The organism is Streptomyces sp. NPDC006739 (assembly GCF_042869815.1).
In the GTDB taxonomy this organism is placed as follows: domain Bacteria; phylum Actinomycetota; class Actinomycetes; order Streptomycetales; family Streptomycetaceae; genus Streptomyces.
Window position 1 is genome coordinate 16046 of sequence record NZ_JBIAGM010000012.1, and the last position, 25514, is coordinate 41559.

The window sequence follows — 25514 nt, forward strand, 5'->3', positions numbered from 1 at the left end:
CCTGTGCCCCGGCCGGTCTCCCGGTCGGGGCACAGGACGTCTCAGGCGGTGCGTGGCGGTGCCGTGGAGCCCCGTACGACGAGTTCCACCGGGATGTCCCCGCTGTCGGGGGTGCGGCCTTCCAGGACGGCGAGGAGGGCGCGCATGCCGTGTTCGCCGAACAGTTCGGCGTTCAGGCGCACGGTCGTGAGCTCGGGGTCGATGGCGGTGGCGAGGGCGAGGTCGTCGAGCCCGGTCACGGAGAGGTCGTCGGGGACGCGCAGGCCGAGGCGGCGCAGTGCCTTGTAGGCGCCGGCGGCGAGTTTGTCGTCGTCGCAGACGAGGGCGGTGGGCCGGGGGCCGGGGGCGGCGAGGGCGGTCCGGGTGGCGGCGAGGGCGCCGTCGATGGAGATGGGGGCGTGGACGGTGCGGATGTCCGTGCCCGGGACGGCGCCGATCCGTGTCGCCAGTTCGTGTGCGCGGACCTCGAAGGTCCAGGAGGCGACGTCGGCCGCCAGGTGCAGGAAGCGTCGGTGGCCGAGGTGCAGCAGGTGCTCGGCGACCTGGCGGACCCCGTCGGCGATGTCGAGGTTGACGGTGGCGGCGCCCAGGCTGCCGGTGGGGTCGCTGTCGAGCATGACGAGGGGCAGCTGGTCGCCGCGGATGGCGGTGAGGGCGTCGGCGGCCATGGAGGAGGCGATGACGCCGTCGAGGGCGGCCTGGGCGGAGGCGAAGGGGTCGCGGGCGGGGCCGATGCCTTCGGGGGAGGGGTAGAGGACGACGCCGAAGCCGTGTTCGGCGGCCACGCGTGCGGCGCCGGTGTAGACGCCGCCGAAGAATTCGGTGGTCAGGGCGGGTACGACGAGCAGGACGGTGCGGGTGTGGCCGAGGCGTAGGTTGCGGGCGGCGAGGTTGGGGCGGTAGCCGAGGTCGCGGGCGGCTTCCCGTACGCGTTCGGCGGTGGTCTCGGAGACCCGGCCGCGCCATTTGTCGCCGAGTACGAGGGAGACGGCGGCCTGCGAGACTCCGGCGGCCTGGGCCACGTCACGGCTGGTGGGGCGCGGGCTGCTGGGTGCCACCGTGGGTGTGCTCCTTGGTCTGGCCGTCGTCTGGACTCGTGAACAGCGGACATGGTACGTATGAGCGAGGAAGTTATACGTAACACTCTTGGGGGCGGGCATGGCCGCGGGATACCTGGAGATCCTCAGGGCGAGGCACGCGGCCCGGCTGCTGGCGGGCACGCTGGTGGGCCGGCTGCCGAACGCCACCGCCGCGATCGCGCTGGTCCTGTTCGTGCGCGCGGAGGGCGGCGGCTACGGCCTCGCCGGCGCCCTGGCCGCCGTCTACGGCGTCGCCAACGCGATGGGCCAGCCGCTGCTGGGACGGCTGGTGGACCTGTACGGACAGCCGCGCGTCCAGTTGCCGGCCGCGGTGGCCTCGGCGCTGGCCATGACCGTGTTCGCTCTGTGCGGCACCGGCTCGCTGCCCCTCGCCTATGCCGCCGTCGGGGCCGCCGGGCTGCTCACCCCGCCGCTGGAGGGCGGGCTGCGCGCGCTGTGGCCCTCCGTGCTGCGGGGGGAGGAGCGGGTGCACACGGCGTACGCGATGGACGCGGTGGCCCAGGAGGTCATGTTCACCGTCGGGCCGCTGCTGGTGACCCTGTGCGTGTCGCTGTGGGACGAGCGGGCGGCGCTGCTGGTGCTGAACGCGGTCGGGGTGCTGGGGGCGCTCTCGGTGGTGCTCGCGCCGCCTTCGCGCGCGTGGCGCTCGGCCCCGCGTGAGGCGCACTGGCTGGGGGCGCTGCGCTCGCCGGGGCTGGTGGCGCTGCTGGGCGCGTTCCTGTTCGTCGGTATCGCGCTCGGCTCGATCACGGTGGCCTCGGTGGCGTACGCCGACGGGCACGGCGGTGCCGCGGTCTACGGGTGGCTGATGGCGGCCCTGGGGCTGGGCGCGCTGGTCGGGGGTGTCGGGTACGGGGCCCGGCGGTGGGGCGGGGTGCCGGAGCGGCGACTGCGGGCGCTGGTGGCGCTTCTGGCGGTGTGTTATGTGCCGTTGACGCTGATGCCGGGCGTGGTGGCCATGGTGGCGTTGACGGCGCTCGCCGGGGTGTTCCTGGCGCCGGCCATCGCCTGTGCCTTTGTCATCGTCGACCGGCACGCGCCGAGGGGTACGGTCACCGAGGCTTTCTCCTGGCTTGTGACGACGTTCACCGTGGGCGCGTCGGTCGGAACGGGCCTGGCGGGTCCGGTGGTCGAGGCGGGCGGGGCGGTGTGGGGTTTCGCGCTGCCGGGGGTGGCGGGGGCGGTCTCTTTGCTGGTGTTGACGGCCACCGGGCGGGTCCTCGCAGCTCCCGCCGGGAGTGCGGTGGTTGCGGCTTCATCGGAAAATGATCCAGATCGTGCTGTCGAACCCCGTTTCAGCTCAGGGGATCGGGCGTAATGTTCACTCATGGACCGCCGCATTTTCGGGCTGGAGAACGAGTACGGCGTCACGTGCACGTTCAGGGGACAGCGCCGCCTGTCGCCTGACGAGGTGGCGCGGTACCTCTTCCGCCGTGTCGTGTCATGGGGCCGTAGCAGCAATGTCTTTCTGCGAAACGGCGCCCGGCTCTATCTCGACGTGGGGTCACATCCGGAATACGCGACACCCGAATGTGACAACGTGATCGAACTGGTCACCCACGACAAGGCCGGCGAGCGCATTCTCGAAGGACTCCTGGTGGACGCGGAACGACGCCTGCACGAGGAGGGAATCGCGGGCGACGTCTACCTCTTCAAGAACAACACCGACTCGGCGGGCAACTCCTACGGTTGCCACGAGAACTATCTGGTGGCGCGGCACGGGGAGTTCTCCCGGCTCGCGGACATCCTCATTCCCTTCCTGGTCACGCGCCAGTTGCTGTGCGGGGCGGGGAAGGTGCTGCAGACGCCGCGCGGTGCGGTGTACTGCGTCAGCCAGCGCGCCGAGCACATCTGGGAGGGCGTCTCCTCGGCGACGACGCGTTCCCGGCCGATCATCAACACGCGTGACGAACCGCACGCGGACGCGGAGCGTTACCGCCGGCTGCATGTCATCGTCGGCGACTCGAACATGTCCGAGACGACCATGCTGCTCAAGGTCGGTGCGACCGACCTGGTGCTGCGCATGATCGAGGCGGGCACCGTGATGCGGGACCTGACCCTGGAGAACCCGATCCGGGCGATCCGTGAGGTCAGCCATGACATCACCGGCCGGCGCAAGGTGCGTCTGGCCAGCGGCCGCGAGGCCTCCGCCCTGGAGGTGCAGCGCGAGTACTTCGACAAGGCCGTGGACTTCTGCGACCGCCGGGGCATCCGCACCGGGACGGTGGCGCAGGTCCTGGAGCTGTGGGGCCGCACGCTGGACGCGATCGAGACCGAGGAACTCGACCGGATCGGTACCGAGATCGACTGGGTCATGAAGTACAAGCTCATCGAGCGGTACCGGGCCAAGCACAACATGTCCATGTCGCATCCACGGGTGGCGCAGATAGACCTGGCCTACCACGACATCCACCGTCGTCGTGGCCTGTACTACCTGCTGGAGAAGAAGGGCCAAGCGACCCGGATCTGCAACGACTTGAAGATCTTCGAGGGCAAGTCGGTTCCACCGCAGACGACTCGGGCCCGGCTGCGCGGCGACTTCATCCGCCGTGCGCAGGAGCAGCGCCGGGACTTCACGGTCGACTGGGTGCATCTCAAGCTGAATGACCAGGCGCAGCGCACCGTGTTGTGCAAGGACCCGTTCCGTTCGGTGGACGACCGGGTGGAGAAGCTGATCGCCGGAATGTGAGACAGGTGTTTCCGCGGGGTTCCGCGGGAACGTGACACGGGCGCCGTACGTTTTCGGTACGGCGCCCGTGTCACGTCGTAGAGTTGCGCGCACGTCATTCACAAGATCGACCGATACGAGGCTCTTCCGTGCGCCGACGCTCCCTTCTCCTCGCCGCCGTACCCGCAGGACTGGTCACGCTCGCCGCGTGCGGCGACGGCAAGTCCCAGTCCGACAAGGCGGGGGCCTCGCCGTCGCCCACGGTCTCGGCCCCGCCTCCGCCGAAGATCGTGGACGGGCCGCTGCCGGCGATCACGGCGGGCGCCAAGTTCGGTGAGAAGCCGACGGTGGCCAAGGGCTCGGGCGATCCGTCGAAGGACCTGGCGGTGCGGACGGTGATCGCGGGCGGCGGACGTACCGTCGTGGAGAACGACTTCGTGCAGGCGCACTACCTGGGCCAGATCTGGGCCTCGGGCAAGGTCTTCGACAATTCCTACGACCGCAAGCGCCCGCTGGTGATGCAGCTGGCCCAGGGCAGCCTCATCGACGGCTGGCGTTACGGTCTGGCGGGCAGGAAGGTCGGCAGCCGGGTGGAGATGGCGGTGCCCCCGGCGCTGGGGTACGGCCCGCAGGGCAACGCGCAGGCGGGTATCAAGGGCACCGACACGCTGGTGTTCGTCGTGGACCTGCTGGACTCCTTCAACTCCAAGAGCGCCGCCAAGGGCAGGCCGGTCGCCCAGAGCGACGCGTCCCTGCCGAAGGTCGGCACGAACACCGACGGCTCGGCCCCCTCCGTCGACATCCCCAAGGCGTCCGCGCCGAAGACGCTGGTGTCGCAGTACGTCCTGGAGGGCGACGGCGACGTGGTCAAGGCGGACCAGACGATCCTGTGCCAGTTCAAGGGCGTGGTCTGGGAGAGCGGCAAGACGTTCGAGGCGACGTACGGCTCGGGCCGGCTGAGCCAGTTCGCGGTGGAGCAGATGCAGCAGATCGTCAAGGGGCTGGCCGAGGGCGTGACCGGCAAGAAGGTGGGCAGCCGGGTGCTGATCGTCGTCCCGCCGGACCTGGCGTACGGGGACAAGCCGCCGGCCGGGGGTGTCGTCAAGAAGGGGTCGACGCTGGTGTTCGCGGTGGACATCCTGGCGGCGATGTAGCCGCCGGTGCGGGGCGTGTCCCGGGAGGCGCTGGTGCGGGCGGGGGGCCGGTGGGGATGAAAGACTGTCCGCGTTACGTGTCGTACATCAGCAGGAGCTTTTGACGTGAGCATCGACAAGCCTGAGATCGACTTCCCCGAGGGCCCGGCCCCCACGGACCTGGAGATCATCGACCTCTGGGAGGGTGACGGCGAGGTCGCCGAGGCCGGGGACTTCGTCAAGGTCCACTACGTGGGCGTCGCGTTCTCCACCGGCGAGGAGTTCGACGCCTCCTGGAACCGTGGCACCCCGCTGGACTTCCACCTGGGGGCCGGTCAGGTCATCCAGGGCTGGGACAAGGGTGTGCAGGGCATGAAGGTCGGCGGCCGCCGCCGGCTGACCATCCCCTCGCACCTGGCGTACGGCGAGCGTGGCGCGGGCGGCGGCCGGATCGCTCCGGGCGAGACGCTGATCTTCGTGTGTGACCTGGTGGGCGTTGCCAAGCGCTGACCGGTCCTGGTCGATCGAGGGCCCGTGCTGATCGCATGGGCCCTCGGTCTTTGCTCCGGCTTTTGCCGTGACACTTCGGAGCGGTACGGTCATCGGTCGGAAGCACCATAGGGAAGGCGAAGGGCGTCGATGGCCATTGCCAAGGCCGAGCGGCTGATGAACCTGGCGTTGTGTCTGCTGGGAGCACGGCGTCCGCTCAGCAAGCGCGAGCTGCGCGACTCCATCGAGGCCTATGTCGAGGCCGCCCGGCCGGACCGGGGCGGGGCCGGTGGGGACGACTCCTTCAACCGGATGTTCGAGCGGGACAAGGACGACCTGCGTGAGCTGGGTCTGGTGATCGAGACCGTCGAGAACCTGGACGGCGAGGTCGGCTATCTCGCGCGCCGCGACAGCAACCGGCTGCCGCCCATCACCCTCGACGCCGAGGAGGCCGCCGCGCTCGGTCTGGCCGCCAAGGTGTGGCAGCAGGCCCGGCTCGCCGGTGCGGCCAGCGGCGCCCTGCAGAAGCTGCGCGCGGCCGGGCTGCCCGAGGACGTCGACCCGTACGAGGCGCATGGCGCCCTGGAGCCGCGCATCCCGGTGCACGAGGCGGCGTTCGAACCGCTGATGCTGGCCTGCCGTGACCGCCGTCCGGTGGTCTTCGACTACCGCAAGGCCTCCGCCGCCCGGCCCGAGCCCCGGCATGTGGAGCCGTGGGCGCTGGAGTGCTGGCGCGGTCACTGGTATCTGGCGGGCTGGGACCGTGACCGGGGGGCCGAGCGGGTGTTCCGGCTGTCCCGGATCACCGGCCGGGTGCGCTCCCGGGGCAGCGGCTTCACCGCGCCGGTCCCGGACGTCGTCACCGTGCGGGAGACCGTGGCCGGCTGGGCGGGCGAGATCGCCGACGGTTCGGCGCTGATCCGGCTGCGTTCGGGGGCGGGGTACCCCCTTCGGGCGAAGGCCACCGGGGTGCGGGAACTCGGGGACGGCTGGGACGAGTTGGAAATTCCGTACGGGCACGGACTCGACGCCTGGCTGGTGGAGTTCGGACCGGACGTGGTGGTCCTGGAGCCGGCGGAGCTGCGGGCCGACGTGATGGACCGGCTGCGTGCCGTGGCCAAGGGCTGAGGGGGAGCGGAGCAGGACAGTGGCAGGCAAACCGGTCAGGCCCGTGAACGCCATCGACCAGACCCGGCGGATGCTCTCCCTGGTGACGTATCTGCGGGAGCGGCCCGGTGCCCGGGTCGCGGACGTCGCGCGTGCCTTCGGCATCACCGAGGACGAGCTGGTCTCCGACCTCGACGTGCTGCCCATGTGCGGCACCAGCTTCCGGGGCGGGGATCTGCTGGACATCGACACCGACGGCGAGCGCATCTGGTGGCACAACCCCGCCGCGCTCGGCGAGGAGGCGGCCGAGCCGCTGCGCCTTGCCGCCGACGAGGCGACGGCGCTGCTGGTGGCCGCGCGCGCCGTGTCCACGCTGCCCGGCCTGCGCGAGAGCGACCGGCAGGCGCTGCTGCGGGCGACGGCCAAGGTGGAGACGGCGGCCGGCGAGGCGGCGGGCGCCAGCTCGCGGCTGTCGGTGACCTTCGAGTCCGAGGGCGGTGTCTTCGCCGACGTCGACCGGGCGATCTCCGAGCGGCGCCGGCTGTGGATCCGCTACTACTCGCCCGCCCGTGACGAGGTCACCGAGCGCGAGATCGACCCGATCCGCCTGGTCAGTGTCGGCCACACCTATGTCGAGGCCTGGTGCCGGCGCTCCGAGGCGCGCCGCACCTTCCGGCTCGACCGGGTCGCCGAGATCAGGATCCTGGACGAGCCCGCCGCGCCGCCCGAGGTGGAGCTGCGGGATCTGTCCGAGGCCCTGGTGCAGCCGGCCGCCGAGGATCCGGAGGTGGTGGTCGAGGTCGGTCCGGGCGGCCGCTGGGTCGCCGAGTACTACCCGCACGACAGTGCCGATGAGCTTCCGGACGGCGGGCTGCGTATCACTTTGCGCACCCCCGATCCGGCGTCCCTGAGACGTCTGGCGCTGCGGCTCGGCGGTGACGGCCGGATCGTCTCGCCGTCGGACCTGGCCGACAGTGCCCGGCAGGCGGCCCGCGAGGCGCTGGCGGCGTACGACGCGCCGTCCGCGATGCCGGGCGGGCTGGGCGACGGGCGGGATCACGGGCAGTACGACGGGCCGCGGTGAGCCGGGGGGAGCACGCCGGTGCCGTCGGGGTGCGGCCGGCCGGCGCGTCCGGGGGCGGATCGACCAGAACAAGAGGAGCGAGGGCTGTGAGCGAGTCTCCGGGGTCCGGTGCGAGGGACATGACGGTGGCGGCCGCCTTCGCGGGGATGAAGAGAGCGGTCCCCGTGGTGTTCAAGGCGGGCTGCCCGGACTGCCGGGGGCGTTTCGAGCTGGCCGCGAGCGCGCTGCGCCTGGCCATCGGTGCCACCAGCCGGACGACGTTCTACTCCTTCACCTGCCCCGACTGCGGTGCCTTGGTGCGCAAGCCCGCCGGTGAGCGCATCGTCGAGCTGCTCACCGGCGGCGGGGTCAGCACCCTGCGGCTGCACTCCACCGTCTAGGCTCGACGCCATGTTCTGGGCGATGTTCGCGGTAGCGCTGGGTTTCCTGGGTCTCGCCGTCCTGGGGGTGCTCGCCGTCCGGGTCTTCCTCGAGGCGCGGCGCCTCGGGCGGCAGGTCGAGGCCTCCGCCCGCCGTATCAACAGGGCGGCGGAGGATCTGGAGCGGTCCGCGGTGAGCGCGGCCCGCGCCGTGGACAGCCTGTGATGTCGCCCGTGTGCGGCCGCTGAGGCCCGCGGCGCACGTGTTGTGCGTCGCTTCACCCTGTCATGCCGCCCGCCGGGGCAGGTACGCTGCAGGTCGCGGTGCGGAGAACGAGGCCCGTAGCGCAGACCGGGAGTACGCACGGGGATTGCATCACGTTCACCTCTGGGCGTTACGATCGCTGACAGCACTACATACGGACATGTGTCCGACCAGTCGGACAGCACCCACACCCAAGCCGCCTCGGTGAGAAGGTAAACACTCATGATCGGAAGGCTCGGAGCCCCCGAGATCATCCTTATCCTCATCGTCGTCTTCCTGCTCTTCGGCGCGAAGAAGCTTCCGGACATGGCGCGTTCGCTCGGCAAGTCCGCCCGCATCCTCAAGAGCGAGGCCAAGGCGATGAAGGAGGAGGGCAACTCCTCCGCGCCGGCCGCCCAGCCGAACAGTGGCGAGCAGCCCTCCGCGCAGCGCACCATCCAGGCCGCCCCCGGTGACGTGACGAGCGCGCGCCCGGTCAACGAGCCGACGGATTCCACCCAGCGCTGACACGCGGCCGGACCTCCGGCCACCCGCACGAGATGAGGACGTGGGTTGCTGAAGTCTGCCCGCAAGAAAGAGAAGGACCCCGAGGGGCGGATGCCCCTCGTGGAGCACCTGCGCGAGCTGCGCAACCGCCTCGCGAAAGGCATGTTGGCGATCACGGTGGTCTCCGTGGTGGTCGCCTTCTACAGCCAGGCCCTGATGTCCTTCCTCATGCATCCGGTCCCGCGCTGTACCAAGGGTCTGGGTGAGTCCACGGGAGGGCACTGCGCCGTCATCGCCTACACGGACCTGTTGTCCCCCTTCACCACCACGGTGAAGGTGTGCTTCATGGCCGGCGTGGTCATCTCCAGCCCGATCTGGCTGTACCAGCTGTGGGCGTTCGTGGCGCCGGGCCTGCACAAGCACGAGCGCAAGTACACCTACTGGTTCGTGTCGGCGGCGGTGCCCCTGTTCCTGGCCGGTGCCTGGCTCGCCTACACGATCCTGCCGATCAGCATGCGTGTGCTGCTGGGCATCACGCCCGACGGCTCGGCGAACATCCTGCCGATGGACAAGGTCCTGGACTTCATCGTCCGGATGATCCTCATCTTCGGCGGCGCCTTCGAGCTTCCCCTGATGCTGGTCATGCTGAACTTCGCGGGCATCGTGACCGGGCGCCGGATGGGCGGCTGGTGGCGCGGTGTGGTGATGGGTGTCTTCGTCTTCGGAGCCGTGGCGACCCCCACCACCGACCCCTTCGGCATGATCGCGCTGGCCGGGCCCATCGTGATCCTGTACTTCATCGCGGTCGGCGTCGCCATGCTGAACGACAAGCGCCGTCAGCGCGCCAATCCCGACGCCGAGCTGGACGACGACGAGGCCTCGCACCTCGACCTGACGCCGGAACCCGTCGGCGAGGTGGAGCGCGTGTCGGCCGGGTCGGCCGGATCCGAGGCGGCCGGAGGCATCGACGGGCGGCCGTCGGCCAGGTACAACGGCTACGACGACGTCACCTGAGCACCGCCACGGGGCAACGGGCCGAACGAGGGCCGGACGGAACGACCGTCCGGCCCTCGTGCCGTGCGGGGCCGGGCGGCCGGAACGGATAATGATCGTCCTGTTGTCGGTGGGGCCCGGTACGCTCGAAAGCACGATGACTCAGGATCTCTCACCGGCCGAGCGCTACGCGGCAGCCCGCAGGCGGGCAGTCGAGCAGGCCACCGCCCTCGCGGGCTTCCGCGAGATGTACGACTTCGGCCTCGACCCGTTCCAGATCGAGGCCTGCACGGCACTTGAGGCGGGCAAGGGCGTCCTGGTGGCCGCGCCCACCGGCTCGGGCAAGACGATCGTCGGCGAGTTCGCCGTCCACCTCGCCCTCCGCCAGGGCAAGAAGTGCTTCTACACGACACCCATCAAGGCGCTGTCGAACCAGAAGTACGCCGACCTGTGCCGTCGCTACGGTGCGGGCCAGGTCGGCCTGCTGACCGGCGACAACAGTGTGAACTCGGACGCCCCGGTGGTCGTGATGACCACCGAGGTGCTGCGGAACATGCTGTACGCGGGCTCCCAGACGCTCAGCGGCCTCGGTTACGTGGTCATGGACGAGGTGCACTACCTCTCCGACCGCTTCCGGGGCGCCGTCTGGGAGGAGGTGATCATCCACCTGCCGGAGTCGGTGACCCTGGTGTCCCTGTCGGCGACCGTCTCGAACGCCGAGGAGTTCGGCGACTGGCTGGACACCGTCCGCGGTGACACCGAGGTGATCGTCGCCGAGCACCGGCCGGTGCCGCTGTTCCAGCACGTGCTCGCCGGGCGGCGGATGTACGACCTGTTCGAGGAGGGCGAGGGCCACAAGAAGGCCGTCAACCCCGATCTGGTGCGGCTGGCCCGCATGGAGGCCACCCGGCCGTCGTACCAGGACCGCCGGCGCGGCCGGGCGATGCGCGAGGCCGACCGGGAGCGCGAGCGCAGACAGCGCTCCCGGGTGTGGACGCCGGGCCGGCCCGAGGTCATCGAGCGGCTAGACGCCGAGGGCCTGCTGCCCGCCATCACCTTCATCTTCAGCCGCGCCGCCTGCGAGGCCGCCGTACAGCAGTGCCTGTACGCGGGGCTCCGGCTGAACGACGAGGAGGCCCGGGAGCGGGTGCGGGCGCTGGTGGAGGAGCGCACCGCCTCCATCCCGTCCGAGGACCTGCACGTGCTGGGCTACTACGAGTGGCTGGAGGGCCTGGAGCGGGGCATCGCCGCCCACCACGCGGGCATGCTGCCGACCTTCAAGGAGGTCGTCGAGGAGCTGTTCGTGCGCGGGCTGGTGAAGGCCGTGTTCGCGACCGAGACCCTCGCCCTCGGCATCAACATGCCCGCGCGTTCGGTGGTGCTGGAGAAGCTCGTCAAGTGGAACGGCGAGCAGCACGCCGACATCACCCCCGGCGAGTACACGCAGCTGACCGGCCGCGCGGGCCGCCGGGGCATCGACGTCGAGGGCCACGCGGTGGTGCTGTGGCAGCGCGGCATGAGCCCCGAGCACCTCGCGGGACTGGCGGGCACACGCACGTATCCGCTGCGCTCCAGCTTCAAGCCGTCCTACAACATGGCGGTCAACCTGGTCGAGCAGTTCGGCCGGCACCGCTCGCGCGAGCTGCTGGAGACCTCCTTCGCGCAGTTCCAGGCCGACAAGTCGGTCGTCGGGATCTCGCGGCAGGTGCAGCGCAACGAGGAGGGTCTGGAGGGCTACAAGGCCTCCATGACCTGCCACCTCGGTGACTTCGAGGAGTACGCGCGGCTGCGCCGTCAGCTGACGGACCGGGAGACCGAGCTGGCCCGGCAGGGCGCGTCCCAGCGGCGGGCCGAGGCCGCCGTCGCGCTGGAGAAGCTCAAACCGGGCGACATCATCCATGTGCCGACGGGCAAGTACGCGGGCCTCGCGCTGGTGCTGGACCCGGGGCTGCCGGCGGGCCGGTCCAACGGCCACCGGGGCCTGGAGTACCACGACGGGCCGCGCCCGCTGGTGCTGACCGCCGAGCGGCAGGTCAAGCGGCTGGCCGGGATGGACTTCCCGGTGCCGGTGGAGCCGCTGGACCGGATGCGGATCCCCAAGACCTTCAACCCGCGTTCCCCGCAGTCCCGCCGCGACCTGGCCTCCGCGCTGCGCACCAAGGCCGGGCACATCCCGCCGGAGCGGGCCCGCAAGAAGCGGTCCCAGGCGGCCGACGACCGCGAGATCGCCCGGCTGCGTACGGCGATCCGCGCGCACCCCTGTCACGGCTGCGACGACCGCGAGGACCACGCCCGTTGGGCGGAGCGGTACCACCGGCTGCTGCGCGACACCTCGCAGCTGGAGCGCCGCATCGAGGGCCGGACGAACACGATCGCGCGGACCTTCGACCGTATCGTCGCGCTGCTGACCGAGCTGGACTACCTGCGCGGCGACGAGGTCACCGAGCACGGCAAGCGGCTGGCCCGGCTCTACGGCGAGCTGGATCTGCTCGCCAGCGAGTGCCTGCGGGCGGGCGTCTGGGAGGGACTGGGCCCGGCCGAACTCGCCGCGTGCGTCTCGGCGTTGGTGTACGAGGCACGGGTGGGCGACGACGCCATGACGCCCAAGCTGCCGTCCGGCAAGGCAAAAGCGGCGCTCGGCGAGATGGTGCGGATCTGGGGCCGGCTGGACGCCCTGGAGGAGGACTTCCGGATCAGCCAGACCGAGGGTGTCGGACAGCGTGAACCCGACCTCGGCTTCGCCTGGGCCGCCTACATGTGGGCCTCGGGCACCGGGCTGGACGAGGTGCTGCGGGAGGCGGAGATGCCGGCCGGCGACTTCGTCCGGTGGTGCAAGCAGGTCATCGACGTGCTCGGGCAGATCTCCGCGGCGTCCGCCGCGGTCGAGGGCTCGACCGTGGCGAAGGCCGCCCGCAAGGCGGTCGAGCAGGTACTGCGCGGAGTCGTCGCCTACTCGTCGGTGGGCTGACGGCCGCTGCGAGGGCGCGACCGGGAAGGTGACCGGTCGCGCCTGAGCGCAAGAGGAGGGCCCCCGCTCACCGGTCACGGTGAGTCACTTTCGCATGCCCGCACGTCGTCACTACACGTGTTCGAAAGGAAGCTCAGCGTATAAAAGAGCTGAGGGTACTCCCGTTGCGCGGGTGATTTCAGGTGCTTGCCGAATATGACACGGCGATGATCCGGTCGGACTAAGCTCGCCCGCGGCGCACCGAGTTGAGATGAATTCGTGCGCCTGTTCCCCTACGTGCGGAAAATTCCGACAGCTCCACGAACCTTCCCCCCGCAAGCTCCCCCGACACCCCGCCGATTAGTCTCAGAGGGCATACATGGTGAGTGTTCAATCGCCTCCCGGTGGCCGCCAACTCCCCTACGCCGTCGTACTGTTGCTCCCGGCCATAGTGATGGCGACGGCGACCGGTTCCGCCGTCGCCCTGGTCGCGGTACCGGCCCGGACCGCCGTGGGCGTGTGCGGTGCCGTCGCCACGCTGCTGGTGATCGCCACGGCCGCGGCGGCCGTCCGCCGGTCCCGCCTCCTGCGCGAGACACGGGCCGAGCACGCCCGTCACACCGCGTATCTGGAACGGCGCCTCGCCGCCCACGACGAGGAGATCGTCCGCCTCGGCACCGAGATCGTGCCCATCGCCCTGCACCGGCTGTACGGCGGAGAAACCCCCAGAGAGGTGATGCAGTCCGTCTTCGACGCGGACCCCGAACTGCGTCACGTCCCCGACTCCCAGCGCAACGTGGTGCGCGCCGTGGTCAAGGCCGTCGACCGGGAGATCACGATCCGTGACTCCACCGAGCGTTCCTTCGTCAGCATCGCCCGCCGCGTCCAGGCCATCGTCCACCAGCAGGCCAACGAACTGCGGGAGATGGAGGAGGACCACGGCCGCAACCCCGAGGTCTTCGACGACCTGCTGCGCCTCGACCACGGCACCGCGCTGATCGGCCGCCTCGCCGACTCCATCTCCGTCATCGGCGGCGGCCGCCCCGGCCGCCAGTGGCCCGAGCCCGTGGTCCTGTACAGCGTGCTGCGCGGCGCCATGTCCCGGATCCTGGAGTACCGCCGCATCGAGCTGCACTCCATCGCCCAGGTCAACATCAAGGGCACCGCCGTCGAGCCGGTCATCCACGCCGCCGCCGAACTCCTCGACAACGCCACCCGCTACTCGCCGCCGCAGACCAAGGTGCACGTCACCGCCGTGGAGGTGCAGACCGGCGTGGCCATCGAGATCGAGGACGCCGGCGTCAGCCTCAACGAGGAGTCGCGCTCCCGCATCGAGAACATGCTGGAGGCCGCCAAGGCGGGCATCGACCTGCAGAACCTCGGCGAGAGCCCACGCCTGGGGCTGTCCGTCGTCGGCCGGCTCTGCACGGCCTACAACATGGAGGTCTCGCTGCGCGCCTCCGCCTACGGCGGTGTCCGCGCCGTCCTGATCGTGCCCCGGAACATGATGACCACCGAGGCCGCCGTCGGCCTCGCCCACGGCATCGGCGCCACCGCCGTACCGCAGATCGAACTCGGCGCCGTCGAGGGCCCCAAGCGCCCGCCCAAGAAGCGCCGCCCCACCAGCCCCCGCATCCCGGCCGGGATCTCCATGGAGGACGACGTCCCGGAGGTCACCGAGTGGACCGCGGGCGGGCTGCCGCAGCGCCGCAGCAAGGCGAAGATCCCGCTCAGCCAGCGGTACGCCGAACAGGCCGCCATCGAACGCGCCGAACGCGAGGGCAGGCCGACCGTCTGGTCGCAGAAGCGGGCCGAGCCCGCGCCCGAACCGGAGCCCGACCCCGAGCGCGAGAAGCTCAGGAACCGCGAACCCGGACTGTGGGTCGACGCGTTCTGGGAGGGCCTGAAGAAGGACAACCCGGGCGTCCACCCGACCGACTTCACGCGGAACCCGACCGCGTACCTGCACCTGATCAACGATTCGGCCGGCCCCGAGGCCGACGACGAGGGGGACCTCAAGTGATCCAGCAGCGAGCGAACTTCGACTGGATGCTCAAGCAGCTCGCCGACGGCGTACCCGGCATCGAGATGATCGTGGTGCTCTCCGCCGACGGACTGCGCATCGCCCGCCACGGCGGCGACCCCGACGCCGCCGACCGCGTGGCCGCCGCCTGCGCGGGCGTCCAGAGCCTGGCGGGCGCGGTGGCCCAGGAACTGACGGGCAGCAACGGCGACATGCAGCTCGTCGTCATCGAGATCGACGGCGGCTACTTCTACCTCATGGCCGCCGGCGCCAACGCCTACCTGGCGGTCCTCGCCGACGTGGTCTGCGAGCCCGGCCGGATGAGCGCCATGATGCGTGACCTCGTCGTGCGCATCGGCGCCCATCTGACCAGTCCGCCCCGGCGGAACGGGCAGACCGTATGACTCCTCCGCAGCGCAAACGGCGCCGACCCGGGCCGCAGCCGCCCCCCGAGCCGCCGGCCCCCTCACCGGCGGGCGGCGAGAAGGGCAAGAAGAAGAACCCGGAACGGCTCTACGTCATCACCACCGCCGACGGCGGACGGGCCGAACTCGACCTGGTGACCTTGATCGTGGCGGGCGCCGCGCCCCCGCCGCCGTCCATCCCGCCGGAGCAGGCGACCGTGCTCCGGCTCTGCGAGGCCCCCCTGTCCGTCGCCGAACTCTCGGCCTACCTCAGCCTGCCGTTCAGCACGATGACGGTACTGCTCACCGAGCTGATCACGGCCGAACTGGTGCAGGTGCGCATCCCGATCGTGCGCAAGGCGCTTCCCGACCGTTCACTCCTCGAAGCGGTGATGCATGGACTTCAAAAACTCTGACACCGTGCCCGGCCCACGCGCCGAGGACCATCTGCCGCACACGGCCGAGTCCGCGGTGAAGATCGTGATCGTGGGCGGTTTCGGAGTCGGCAAGACCACCATGGTCGGCTCGGTCAGCGAGATCAGACCGCTGACCACCGAGGAGACCATGACGCAGGCCGGCGTCGGTGTCGACGACAACTACGGCTCCGAGTCGAAGACGGCCACCACCGTGGCCATGGACTTCGGCCGCATCAGCATCACCGACCAGCTGGTGCTCTACCTCTTCGGCACCCCCGGCCAGGAACGCTTCTGGTTCCTGTGGAACGGCCTGTTCGAAGGCGCCCTCGGCGCGGTGGTGCTCGTCGACACCCGGCGCCTGGAAGTCAGCTTCGACGTGATGGGCCGGCTGGAGGAGCGCGGCGTGCCGTTCGTCGTCGCCATCAACTCCTTCCCGGACGCGCCCCGTTACCCCGTCGAGGAGCTGCGCACCGCGCTCGACCTGGCCCCGGAGATCCCCATGGTCGAGTGCGACGTCCGCCGTCGCGCCTCCAGCCGTGACGTGCTGATGATCCTGATGCGCTTCCTGCACTCGCTCGCCATGGCCGGCGCGCTCACCTGACCACCCCACACACCGGATCCGCCGCCCGGATCCGCCCCCGTTCCGAAAGCGACCACTGTGACGCCTGAACCCCAGTCCCTGTCCGGTACCGACGACCCCACGCTCGGCCCGCCGCCCGGCTGCCCGGCGCACGGCCGAGGGCCCGGCGGGCTGCACCGGCTCTACGGCCCCGAGGCCGACGACCTCGGCGACCTCTACGAGAAACTGCGCGAGGAACACGGCGCCGTGGCACCCGCCCTGCTCCATGACGACGTCCCCATGTGGGTGGTCCTCGGGCACACCGAGAACCTGCACATGGTGCGCAGCCCCTCGCACTTCACGCGCGACAGCCGCATCTGGACCCCGCTGCTGGAGGGCATGGTCAAGCCCGAGCACCCGCTCATGCCGCACATCGCCTGGCAGCCCATCTGCTCGCACGCCGAGGGCGACGAGCACCAGCGGCTGCGCGCGGCCGTCATGGGCGCCATGTCGACCATCGACCACCGCAGCATCCGCCGGCACATCGGCCGCCACACCCAGCGGCTGGTCAACGAGTTCTGCGAGAAGGGCCGCGCCGACCTGGTCCCCCAGTTCGCCGACCACCTGCCGATGGCCGTGATGTGCGAGATCCTCGGCATGCCCGAGGAGTACAACGACCGCATGGTCCAGGCCGCCCGGGACGCGCTCAAGGGCACCGAGACCGCGATCGCCAGCCACACCTACGTCATGGAGGCGCTCAGCCGGCTCACCACCCGCCGGCGCGCCCAGCCGGAGGAGGACTTCACCAGCCACCTCATCACCCACCCGGCGCGGCTGACCGACGACGAGGTCCGGGAGCACCTGCGCCTGGTGCTGTTCGCCGCCTACGAGGCCACCGCCAACCTGCTCGCCAACGCCCTGCGCATGGTCCTCACCGAGCCGGGCTTCCGTGCCCAGCTCAACGGTGGGCAGATGACGGTGCCGGAGGCGGTCGAGCAGTCGCTGTGGGACGAGCCGCCGTTCAGCACCGTCTTCGCCTACTTCGCCAAGCAGGACACCGAGCTGGGCGGCCAGCGCATCCGGCAGGGCGACGGACTGCTGTTCGCTCCCGCGCCGGGCAACGTCGACCCCCGGGTGCGGCCGGACCTGTCCGCCAACATGCAGGGCAACCGCTCCCACCTCGCCTTCGGCGGCGGCCCGCACGAGTGCCCCGGCCAGGACATCGGCCGCGCCATCGCCGACGTCGGTGTGGACGCGCTGCTGATGCGGCTCTCGGACATCCAACTCGACTGTGACGAGGAGGAGTTGACCTGGAGGGCGTCGATCGCCTCCCGCCACCTCGTGTCCCTGCCGGTGCGCTTCGAACCGAAGCCGCAGCAGGACGTGACCCAGAAGCCGAGCCCCATGCCGATCCCGCCGCAGCGGGCGACCTGGCAGGTGGGGACCGCGCGCACCGAACCCGGGCCGGCACCGCAGGCCAAGACGCCCGTACCGGCGCCCGCTCCCGCGCCTGCTCCCTTGCCGGCTTCGGCGCCTGTTCCGGCGCCCCCCGAGCCGCCGAGGCGGCTGGGCATCCGGCAGCGGATCAGGCGCTGGTGGTCGGGCCACTGACCGGTTCGCCGCCGCTCCTCCACCCGGCGGGGTCGGCCCACGCCGCCAGCACCCGCCCGCTGGTGAACCGATGCTCCACCCCGGTGACCGGATCGGTGAACTCCAGCCTCCGCGCGAGCAGTTGCAGCGGACGCCGGAAGTCACCGGCCGGCCCGGGGCCGGTCGCCTCCGGGTAGAGCGGATCGCCGAGGATCGGCACGCCCAGCGCGTTCAGATGCACCCGCAGCTGATGCGTCTGCCCGGTGTCCGGTACCAGCCGGTAGCGGCCCAGCCCGTCCCGTTCCCGGCGCTCGGCCAGCTCCACCCGGGTCACCGCGTTGGGCACGCCCTCGACCTCCCGCGCGGCGAGCACCCCGCGCTCCTTCACGATCCGGCTGCGCACGGTGCGGGGGAGGGCGAGCGCGGGGTCGTACGGCGCGACGGCCTCGTACTCCTTGCGTACCAGCCGGTCACGGAACAGCGTCTGGTACGCGCCGCGTTCCTCGGGCCGTACGGTGAACAGCGCGAGCCCGGCGGTCAGCCGGTCCAGCCGGTGCGCGGCGGACAGCGCGGGGATGCCGAGGTCCCGCCGCAGCCGGGCCAGCGCCGTCTCGGTGACATGGCTGCCGCGCGGGGTGGTGGCGAGGAAGTGCGGCTTGTCGGCGACGACGATGTGCGCGTCCCGGTACACGACCTCCACCGGGAACGGCACCGGCACCTCGGCGGGCAGCTCCCGGTGGAACCAGACGAACATCCCGGGCACGTACGGCGCGTCCGGCGCGACGGCCCGCCCGTCGGCCCCGACCACCCGCCCCGCGTCGACCATGCCCTCGACCACCCCGGGCGCCGCCCCGCTGAGCCGCGCGACGAGATACTCCCGGACCGTGGCCCAGCCGGCCTCGGCGGGGTTCTCGGGCAGCCGCACCCGCACCGCGTCGACGCCGTGGCGCTGGGGGAGGGGGGAGTGCGGGATCCGGGCTCTGCGTCTCATCACGGGCCAGGGTAGGGCGCCGCGTCCGCGTCCTCACGCGGCGACGGCGCCACCGTTCTCCTGCTCGGCCTCGATGCGGGCGTTCCACTCCCGCTTGGTGGCCTGCCAGCCGTCCTCGTTGTGACCCAGGCGCCAGTAGCCGGAGATGGAGAGGTCCTCGCGCGCGACGGCGTGCTCGACGCGCAGCAGGCGGCGCAGTTCCTTCACGAAACCGGCCTCGCCGTGCACGAAGGCGTGGACACGGCCGTCGGGGAAGTCCAGGGCGCGTACGGCCTCCACCAGCAGCTCGCCCACCGGGCGGTCGCCGCGGTGCAGCCAGACGACGTCCGCACCGGAGTCGATCTTCTGCTCCTCCTCGGGACCGGACACCTCCACGAAGGCGTGCACCCGGGCGCCGTCGGGCAGCGCCTCCAGGGCGCGGGCGATCGCGGGCAGCGCGCTCTCGTCGCCGGCCAGCAGATGCCAGTCGGCGTCCGCGTCCGGGGCGTACGCGCCGCCGGGGCCCATGAAGCGCACGGTCTCGCCGGGACGTACCCGCGCCGCCCAGGGGCCCGCCAGACCCTCGTCGCCGTGGATCACGAAGTCCAGGGTCAGCTCGAGGCGTTCGGGGTCCCAGGCGCGCACCGTGTACGTCCGGGTCACCGGCCACTGCTCGCGCGGGAACCGCTCCCGGATCAGCTCCAGGTCGAAGGGCTCGGGATAGGCCACGCCCTCGGGGCCGAACAGCAGCTTCACATAGTGGTCGGTGCAGGTGTCCGCCGAGAAGCCGGCGAGACCCTCACCGCCCAGCACCACGCGCTGCATGTGCGGGGTCAGCCGTTCGGTACGCACGACCTGGGCGGAATGGGGCTTGCGCGGCGTTCGTCCGGGACGCTCTGCCATGACGGCCTCCCTGCTCCAATGGTTAGGTAAGCCTAAGTTAGCATCTGGGAGTCGAGAGTCACCAGCAGTCGCTGCAGGGAACCACCCAGCCCCCACCGCACCGCCAGTTCCTCCAGGCCCACCGGATCACGCGGAGCCCGGGGCAGGGCGGTGTCGACCGGCGGCAGTGGTACGTCGTCGGCGACCCGCACCACCTTCGGCGCCACCGCCAGATACGGGCGTGCCTCCTCCAGCCGCCTGCGCTGCGCCGGCGTGAGCGCGGCCTTCGGGTCGTCGACCGCCGCCATGATCCCGGCCAGGTCGCCGAACTCGGCGAGCAGCTTGGCGGCCGTCTTCTCGCCGATCCCGGCGACCCCCGGCAGGCCGTCGCTCGGGTCGCCGCGCAGCAGCGCCAGATCCGCGTACCCGCGTCCCGCGACCCCATACCTCTCCCGCAGCCACGCCTCGTCCGTGACCTGGAGCGTGCCGACGCCCTTGAGCGGGTACAGCACCCGCACCCCGCGCCCGTCGTCGACCAGCTGGTAGAGATCGCGGTCACCGGTGACGATGTCGACCGGGCCGTCCGCCCGCGCGGTGAACGTGCCGATCACGTCGTCCGCCTCGTACCCCGCCACCCCGACGCGTGCGATGCCCAGCGCGTCCAGTACGTCCTCGATCACCGGCACCTGCGGCGCGAGGGTGTCCGGCACCTCCTCCTGGTCCGGCCCCACCGCGTGCTCCTCGGCGACCCGGTGCGCCTTGTAGGAGGGGATGAGCTCCACCCGCCAGGCGGGCCGCCAGTCGGCGTCCATGCACGCCACCAGCCGCGCCGGCCGGTGGTCCTTCACCAGGCGGTCGATGAAGTCCAGCAGCCCGCGCACGGCGTTCACCGGCGTACCGTCCGGTGCCTTCACCGAGTCCGGCACGCCGAAGTAGGCACGGAAGTAGAGCGAGGCGGTGTCGAGGAGCATGAGTCGTCCGGTCACGCCTCGCATCATGCCGTACGGCGGGCCCGCGAGCGGGGGTGCGAGGTGACCTGGCGGCCCCGCGGCCTCCCTCCTCGCGACGAGAAGGATCCGGCCAATCGCAGAGCGTCACAACCATGCCCCAGGCATCGCCCGAGCCGCGCATGCCCGGGGCGCGGGAGGGAACATCGGTGACTGCGTGCGCATTGAACCTGGCGCGGACCTGGCGCGAACCATGAGCGTCGGCCTCACCCCGGGTGACAGGGATGTGACGGTCGCGTGAATCGGTTTGCCGAACATGCGTAGGGTGCAGAGAACTCCACAGACGACGAGCGAAGGAGGGAGCCGGAGCGATGGGCGACCACAAAGAACAACAGCCCGTGCGGGTGGGCGCGGCAGTCCGGCGGCGCCGCCGTGCGCTGGAGCTCACCCTCGCCGTCGTGGCCGAGCGCACCGGGCTGTCGGTGCCCTTCCTGAGCCAGGTCGAGAACGACCGGGCCCGCCCCAGCCGCGGCTCCCTGGAGAAGCTCGCCGACGCCCTGCGCACCACGGCCGTGGAACTCCTCGCCGCCGCCGACCCGGCGTGCAGCGTCGACGTCGTGCGCGCCGACGACGGCGAACCGGACTTCACGCCCCGGGTGCGCTCGCTGGTACGCGGACACCATCAGCTGCACGCCTCCGAGTTCACCGGCGACCACGACGCCGGACGCGAATTCCAGCACCGCAACGACGAGTTGATGTACGTCGCCGACGGCGCGGTGGAGATCGAGGCGGAGGGCCGCGCCTACCGTCTGGGCCGGGGCGACACCCTGTACCTGACCGGTGGCGTCCGCCACCGCTGGCGGGCGACGGTGCCGGACACCCGGATCGTCGTCGTGGCGGTGGCCGAGCACATCGAGGCGGTCCAGGACCGCGCCCGGTAGCGCGGGGCGCCTCCGGCCGGCGCGAGCGCCGGCCGGCTGTCGGGACGGCGCCCGCGACCGGGGAGTCCGTTCCTGTGCCGGGCATAAGCTGGTCTTATGGGCAAGGCGGAGGATCACCGGGCGCAGGACCGGCCGAGGGGCTCGCTGGCGCAGCGGGTGCCGGATCTCGGCGCGCTGGAACTGCTGCTCGCGGTGGCGCGCCTGGGCAGTCTCGGGGCGGCGGCCCGGGAGGTCGGCATCACGCAGCCGGCCGCCAGCAGCCGGGTGCGTTCCATGGAACGGCAGTTGGGCGTCGCCCTGGTCGACCGTTCGCCGCGCGGCTCCCGGCTCACCGACGCGGGCGCCCTGGTCACCGACTGGGCGCGGCGGGTGGTGGAGGCGGCGGAGGCCTTCGACGCGGGCGCGCAGGCGCTGCGCGACCGGCGGGACTCGCGGCTGCGGGTGGCCGCGAGCATGACCATCGCCGAGTACCTGCTGCCCGGCTGGCTGATCGCGCTGCGGGCGCGGCGGCCCGACACGGCGGTGTCCCTGCTCGCCGGGAACTCGGCCGCGGTGGCCGAGCGGCTGCTCGCCGACGAGGCCGACGTCGGCTTCGTGGAGGGGCTGTCCGTCCCCTCCGGCCTGGACTCGGCGGTGATCGCCCACGACCGGCTGGTGGTGGTCACCGCGCCCGCCCACCCCTGGGCCCGCCGCCGGCGCCCGCTCGCGGCCGGGGAACTGGCGTCCACCCCGCTGATCCTGCGGGAGAAGGGTTCCGGCACGCGCCAGGTCCTGGACGCGGCCCTCGGCGGGCTGGCCCGCCCGCTGATCGAGCTGTCCTCCACCACGGCGGTCAAGGCGTCGGCGGTCAGCGGCGCGGGACCGGCGGTGCTGAGCGAACTGGCCGTCGGTGAGGAACTGTCCCTGCGCCGGCTGGTGAGCATCCCGCTCGACGGTGTCGCCCTCCGCCGTGACCTGCGCGCGGTCTGGCCGACCGGCCACCGCCCGGTGGGCCCGGCCCGGGACCTGCTGTCCCTGACCCGCTCACGACCCACGCACCCGTAGGTGCGACCAGGCCCACGCACCCGTGGGTGCGACCAGAGGCCCACGCACCCGTGGGTGTGACCAGGCCCACGCACCCGTGGGTGTGACCAGGCCCACGCACCCGTGGGTACGACTAGCCCGCCGCCTCCACCAGCCCCCGCATCACCCGTACGTCCTCCCCCATCTCCGGATGCCACTGGACGCCCAGCGCCCAGCGGTCGGACGGGAGTTCGACGGCCTCCACCGTGCCGTCGGCCGCGTGGGCCGAGGGGGCGAGGCCGGCGCCGAGGCGGTCCACCGACTGGTGGTGGTAGGTGGGGACCGTCGTCTCCTCGGGCACCAGCGAGGCGTACAGGGTGCCCGGGACCGGCTTGACCGCGTGGCCGCCGAAGACGCCGACCGTCTCCGCGTGTCCGTCGAGGTGCTGGACCAGGGTGCCGCCGAGAGCGACGTTCAGCAGCTGCATGCCCCGGCAGATGCCCAGGAGGGGCACCCGGGCGGCCAGGGCCGCCTCGATCAGGGCGAGCTCCCACGCGTCCCGGGCCCGTGCGGGCGGGCCGGTGCGGGGGTCGCGCTCGGCGCCGTAGCGGACCGGCTCCACGTCCGGGCCGCCCGCGATCACCAGCCCGTCCAGCCGGGCCACGGTCGCCGCCGCCCGCTCGGGCGCGTCCGGCGGCAGCAGGGCGGCCAGCCCCCCGGCCCGCTGCACCAGCCGCGGATACCCGGCCGGCAGCAGCGCCGCCTCCAGCTCCCACACTCCCCAGCGGGCTCCGGTCTCCAGGTACGTACTCACGCCGATCAGCGGCCGTGCGGTCATGCGTGCCTCCCAGGACTCAATGGTTCTGCAGAATACCTTTGCATCCCTCTGTCGACCGCCCTCACGACAGAAATCCCCGTCCTCAGGACAGAGGGCCCCGCCCTCACGTCAGGAATCCCCGCAGCAGCGCCGCCGTGCCCGCGCAGTGCTCGCGCATCATCTCCCGCGCCCCGTCCGCGTCCCCGTCCAGCACCGCCTCCACCAGTGCCGCGTGCTGGCGCTGCGAGTGCTCCAGGTTGCGGACCAGCAGCGGGATGCAGTCGAGCAGGTCGTTCACCGTCGCCCGGACCGCCGCGTACTGCGCGGTCAGCGTCGGCGAACCGCACAGCTCGGCCAGGGTCAGGTGCAGCAGTGTGTCCAGGCGCCGGTAGTCGGCGAGCGGCGCGTCCTCCGTGCGGGCCAGCGCCTCGCGCAGCCGCTCCGCCTGCTCGCCGGTCAGTCCGTGCGCCGCGCACAGCCCCGCCGCGCCCACCTCCAGGACCTCCCGGAAGCGCAGCACGTCCTCGATGTCCACCGAGGCGATCCGCCGCCGCAGCTCGTCCTCGCCCCCCGCGTCCGTGCGGGGCAGGACGAACGTTCCGCCGTACCGCCCGCGCCGCGACTCCACCAGCCCCTGGTCCTGCAGCACCTTCAGCACCTCGCGCAGCGTCACCCGGCTGATCCCGAGCCGCTCCGCCAGCTCACGCTCGGCCGGAAGCCGCCCGCCCCCCGGCACCAGGCCCAGCCGGACGACCTGGAGGATCTGCTCCAGCGCCTCCTCGAAGCCGTTGCCCGCCCGCACCGGCCGCAGCACCGGCGCCAGCCGGTCGTCCGGGCCGCCGTCGGCATCCACTGTCATCTCGCCGTGCCCCCTTCCCAAGCAATGGTTCTTGGCAATACCTTATGGCTCCCGGCCCGGCCGAGAAAGCGCGCAGAACGCGAAGAAGCCGAAGGAGCTGTTCCCGTGGCAGACCGCACACCCCCGCTCAGCGTCGAGGAACTCCACACCCTCGTCGCCGGCGGTGAGATCGACACTGTCGTCCTGGCCTTCCCCGACATGCAAGGGCGCCTCCAGGGCAAGCGGTTCGCCGCACGATTCTTCCTCGACGAGGTCCTGCGGCACGGTACCGAGGGCTGCAACTACCTCCTCGCCGTCGACACCGAGATGAACACCGTCGACGGGTACGCCATGTCCTCCTGGGACCGGGGGTACGGCGACTTCGCCATGCACCCCGACCTGAGCACGCTGCGCCGCGTGCCCTGGAACGCCGGCACGGCCATGCTCATCGCCGACCTCGCCTGGAACGACGGCTCCCCGGTCGTCGCCGCGCCCCGCCAGATCCTGCGCCGCCAGCTGGAGCGCCTGGCGGAACTCGGCTACACCGCCCAGGTCGGCACCGAGCTGGAGTTCATCGTCTTCAAGGACACCTACGAACAGGCCTGGGACGCGAACTACCGGGGGCTGACCCCGGCCAACCAGTACAACATCGACTACTCGGTGCTCGGCACCGGGCGGATCGAGCCGCTGCTGCGGCGCATCCGCAACGAGATGGCGGGCGCCGGTCTCACCGTCGAGTCCGCCAAGGGCGAGTGCAACCCCGGCCAGCACGAGATCGCCTTCCGCTACGACGACGCCCTGCGCACCTGCGACCAGCACGCGGTCTACAAGACCGGCGCGAAGGAGATCGCCGCGCAGGAGGGCATGTCGCTCACCTTCATGGCCAAGTACAACGAGCGGGAGGGCAACTCCTGCCACATCCACCTCTCGCTCGCGGGCGCCGACGGCACCAACGCGATGGCGGGGGACCTCGAAGGCGGCATGTCCGACGTCATGCGGCACTTCCTCGCCGGACAGCTCGCCGCACTGCGCGACTTCTCCCTCCTCTACGCCCCCAACATCAACTCCTACAAGCGCTTCCAGCCCGGCTCCTTCGCCCCGACCGCCGTCGCCTGGGGATACGACAACCGCACCTGCGCGCTGCGTGTCGTGGGCCACGGCCGCTCGCTGCGCTTCGAGAACCGGCTGCCCGGCGGGGACGTCAACCCGCACCTCGCCGTCGCCGGCCTGGTCGCCGCCGGGCTGTACGGCATCGAGCAGAAGCTCGAACTGCCCGAGCCCTGTCCGGGCAACGCCTACACCGCCGGCTTCGACCACGTCCCCACCACCCTGCGCGAGGCGGCCGACCTCTGGGAGAACAGCCCGATCGCCAAGGCGGCCTTCGGGGACGAGGTCGTCGCGCACTACCGCAACATGGCGCGCGTCGAGCTGGAGGCCTTCGACGCCGCGGTCACCGACTGGGAGCTGCGCCGCTCCTTCGAACGCCTGTGAAAG

General features: G+C 71.6%; 25 protein-coding genes. 19 read left to right on the forward strand and 6 right to left on the reverse strand.

Annotation, left to right across the window (positions count from 1 at the left end; genetic code table 11):
• Positions 1–41 precede the first annotated feature (41 nt).
• Entirely contained in the window at positions 42–1058 is a 1017-nt protein-coding gene (locus tag ACFYMM_RS23430; RefSeq protein ID WP_388389606.1) for a LacI family DNA-binding transcriptional regulator, read from the reverse strand.
• Positions 1059–1158: 100 nt separating this feature from the next.
• On the opposite strand from ACFYMM_RS23430, the gene ACFYMM_RS23435 reads away from it, so the two are divergent.
• From ACFYMM_RS23435 to ACFYMM_RS23510, 16 genes are all read left to right on the forward strand, one after another.
• On the forward strand, positions 1159–2418 hold the full coding sequence (locus ACFYMM_RS23435; RefSeq protein ID WP_388389608.1) for an MFS transporter: 1260 nt from the start codon (positions 1159–1161) through the stop codon (positions 2416–2418).
• 9 nt (positions 2419–2427) lie between these two features.
• Positions 2428–3789, forward strand: a complete 1362-nt coding sequence (pafA, locus tag ACFYMM_RS23440; RefSeq protein ID WP_388389610.1) for a Pup--protein ligase — start codon at positions 2428–2430, stop codon at positions 3787–3789.
• A 128-nt stretch (positions 3790–3917) separates the two neighbouring features.
• Positions 3918–4922: an FKBP-type peptidyl-prolyl cis-trans isomerase gene (locus ACFYMM_RS23445; protein ID WP_388389612.1), complete on the forward strand. Its 1005-nt coding sequence runs from the start codon at positions 3918–3920 to the stop codon at positions 4920–4922.
• Between the two features lie 105 nt (positions 4923–5027).
• On the forward strand, positions 5028–5411 hold the full coding sequence (locus tag ACFYMM_RS23450; protein ID WP_388389614.1) for an FKBP-type peptidyl-prolyl cis-trans isomerase: 384 nt from the start codon (positions 5028–5030) through the stop codon (positions 5409–5411).
• Between the two features lie 129 nt (positions 5412–5540).
• A complete protein-coding gene (locus ACFYMM_RS23455; RefSeq protein WP_388389616.1) occupies positions 5541–6518 on the forward strand; it encodes a helix-turn-helix transcriptional regulator in 978 nt (325 codons plus the stop codon).
• Positions 6519–6537: 19 nt separating this feature from the next.
• Positions 6538–7581: a helix-turn-helix transcriptional regulator gene (locus tag ACFYMM_RS23460; RefSeq protein ID WP_388389617.1), complete on the forward strand. Its 1044-nt coding sequence runs from the start codon at positions 6538–6540 to the stop codon at positions 7579–7581.
• Positions 7582–7700: 119 nt separating this feature from the next.
• The gene (locus tag ACFYMM_RS23465; RefSeq protein ID WP_388390068.1) at positions 7701–7961 is read left to right on the forward strand and encodes a hypothetical protein; all 261 of its coding nucleotides are present in this window, start codon (positions 7701–7703) and stop codon (positions 7959–7961) included.
• A 10-nt stretch (positions 7962–7971) separates the two neighbouring features.
• A complete protein-coding gene (locus ACFYMM_RS23470; protein WP_388389619.1) occupies positions 7972–8166 on the forward strand; it encodes a hypothetical protein in 195 nt (64 codons plus the stop codon).
• Between the two features lie 261 nt (positions 8167–8427).
• Positions 8428–8712, forward strand: a complete 285-nt coding sequence (tatA, locus tag ACFYMM_RS23475) for a Sec-independent protein translocase subunit TatA (protein ID WP_388389621.1) — start codon at positions 8428–8430, stop codon at positions 8710–8712.
• Between the two features lie 90 nt (positions 8713–8802).
• Complete coding sequence (tatC, locus tag ACFYMM_RS23480; protein WP_388390070.1) at positions 8803–9705, forward strand: twin-arginine translocase subunit TatC; 903 nt, start codon at positions 8803–8805, stop codon at positions 9703–9705.
• A 91-nt stretch (positions 9706–9796) separates the two neighbouring features.
• Positions 9797–12652: a DEAD/DEAH box helicase gene (locus ACFYMM_RS23485; protein ID WP_388389624.1), complete on the forward strand. Its 2856-nt coding sequence runs from the start codon at positions 9797–9799 to the stop codon at positions 12650–12652.
• A 358-nt stretch (positions 12653–13010) separates the two neighbouring features.
• A complete protein-coding gene (locus ACFYMM_RS23490) occupies positions 13011–14654 on the forward strand; it encodes a sensor histidine kinase (RefSeq protein ID WP_388389626.1) in 1644 nt (547 codons plus the stop codon).
• Positions 14651–15058, forward strand: a complete 408-nt coding sequence (locus ACFYMM_RS23495; protein ID WP_388389628.1) for a roadblock/LC7 domain-containing protein — start codon at positions 14651–14653, stop codon at positions 15056–15058. The genes ACFYMM_RS23490 and ACFYMM_RS23495 overlap by 4 nt, the downstream gene beginning before the upstream one ends.
• A complete protein-coding gene (locus tag ACFYMM_RS23500; RefSeq protein WP_388389630.1) occupies positions 15055–15474 on the forward strand; it encodes a DUF742 domain-containing protein in 420 nt (139 codons plus the stop codon). Before ACFYMM_RS23495 ends, ACFYMM_RS23500 begins: the two co-directional genes overlap by 4 nt.
• On the forward strand, positions 15455–16075 hold the full coding sequence (locus ACFYMM_RS23505; RefSeq protein WP_388389632.1) for an ATP/GTP-binding protein: 621 nt from the start codon (positions 15455–15457) through the stop codon (positions 16073–16075). The genes ACFYMM_RS23500 and ACFYMM_RS23505 overlap by 20 nt, the downstream gene beginning before the upstream one ends.
• A gap of 57 nt (positions 16076–16132) precedes the next feature.
• Positions 16133–17644 carry a cytochrome P450 gene (locus tag ACFYMM_RS23510; RefSeq protein ID WP_388389634.1) on the forward strand — a complete coding sequence of 504 codons (1512 nt, stop codon included), beginning with the start codon at positions 16133–16135 and terminating at the stop codon, positions 17642–17644.
• Here ACFYMM_RS23510 and ACFYMM_RS23515 read toward each other — a convergent pair.
• Genes ACFYMM_RS23515 through ACFYMM_RS23525 form a run of 3 tightly spaced genes read right to left on the reverse strand, consistent with a single transcriptional unit; the run spans position 17619 to position 20470 of the window.
• Positions 17619–18614, reverse strand: a complete 996-nt coding sequence (locus ACFYMM_RS23515; protein WP_388389636.1) for a pseudouridine synthase — start codon at positions 18612–18614, stop codon at positions 17619–17621. The two genes, ACFYMM_RS23510 and ACFYMM_RS23515, sit on opposite strands and share 26 nt — an antisense overlap.
• A 33-nt stretch (positions 18615–18647) precedes the next feature.
• Positions 18648–19496 carry a siderophore-interacting protein gene (locus ACFYMM_RS23520; protein WP_388389638.1) on the reverse strand — a complete coding sequence of 283 codons (849 nt, stop codon included), beginning with the start codon at positions 19494–19496 and terminating at the stop codon, positions 18648–18650.
• A gap of 32 nt (positions 19497–19528) precedes the next feature.
• On the reverse strand, positions 19529–20470 hold the full coding sequence (locus ACFYMM_RS23525) for a 5'-3' exonuclease H3TH domain-containing protein (RefSeq protein ID WP_388390072.1): 942 nt from the start codon (positions 20468–20470) through the stop codon (positions 19529–19531).
• 323 nt (positions 20471–20793) lie between these two features.
• On the opposite strand from ACFYMM_RS23525, the gene ACFYMM_RS23530 reads away from it, so the two are divergent.
• The gene (locus ACFYMM_RS23530) at positions 20794–21363 is read left to right on the forward strand and encodes a helix-turn-helix domain-containing protein (protein ID WP_388389640.1); all 570 of its coding nucleotides are present in this window, start codon (positions 20794–20796) and stop codon (positions 21361–21363) included.
• 96 nt (positions 21364–21459) lie between these two features.
• A complete protein-coding gene (locus tag ACFYMM_RS23535; protein WP_388389643.1) occupies positions 21460–22407 on the forward strand; it encodes a LysR family transcriptional regulator in 948 nt (315 codons plus the stop codon).
• Positions 22408–22519: 112 nt separating this feature from the next.
• Here the strand turns inward: ACFYMM_RS23535 and ACFYMM_RS23540 are convergent, their stop codons facing one another.
• Together ACFYMM_RS23540 and ACFYMM_RS23545 are read right to left on the reverse strand one after the other, a co-directional pair.
• The gene (locus tag ACFYMM_RS23540; RefSeq protein ID WP_388389645.1) at positions 22520–23203 is read right to left on the reverse strand and encodes a gamma-glutamyl-gamma-aminobutyrate hydrolase family protein; all 684 of its coding nucleotides are present in this window, start codon (positions 23201–23203) and stop codon (positions 22520–22522) included.
• Positions 23204–23306: 103 nt separating this feature from the next.
• Positions 23307–24041 (reverse strand): FadR/GntR family transcriptional regulator, encoded by a 735-nt coding sequence (locus tag ACFYMM_RS23545; protein ID WP_388389647.1) that lies wholly within the window; start codon positions 24039–24041, stop codon positions 23307–23309.
• Between the two features lie 105 nt (positions 24042–24146).
• Between ACFYMM_RS23545 and ACFYMM_RS23550 the strand changes: the two genes are divergently transcribed.
• The gene (locus ACFYMM_RS23550) at positions 24147–25511 is read left to right on the forward strand and encodes a glutamine synthetase family protein (RefSeq protein ID WP_388389649.1); all 1365 of its coding nucleotides are present in this window, start codon (positions 24147–24149) and stop codon (positions 25509–25511) included.
• Positions 25512–25514: the final 3 nt, after the last annotated feature.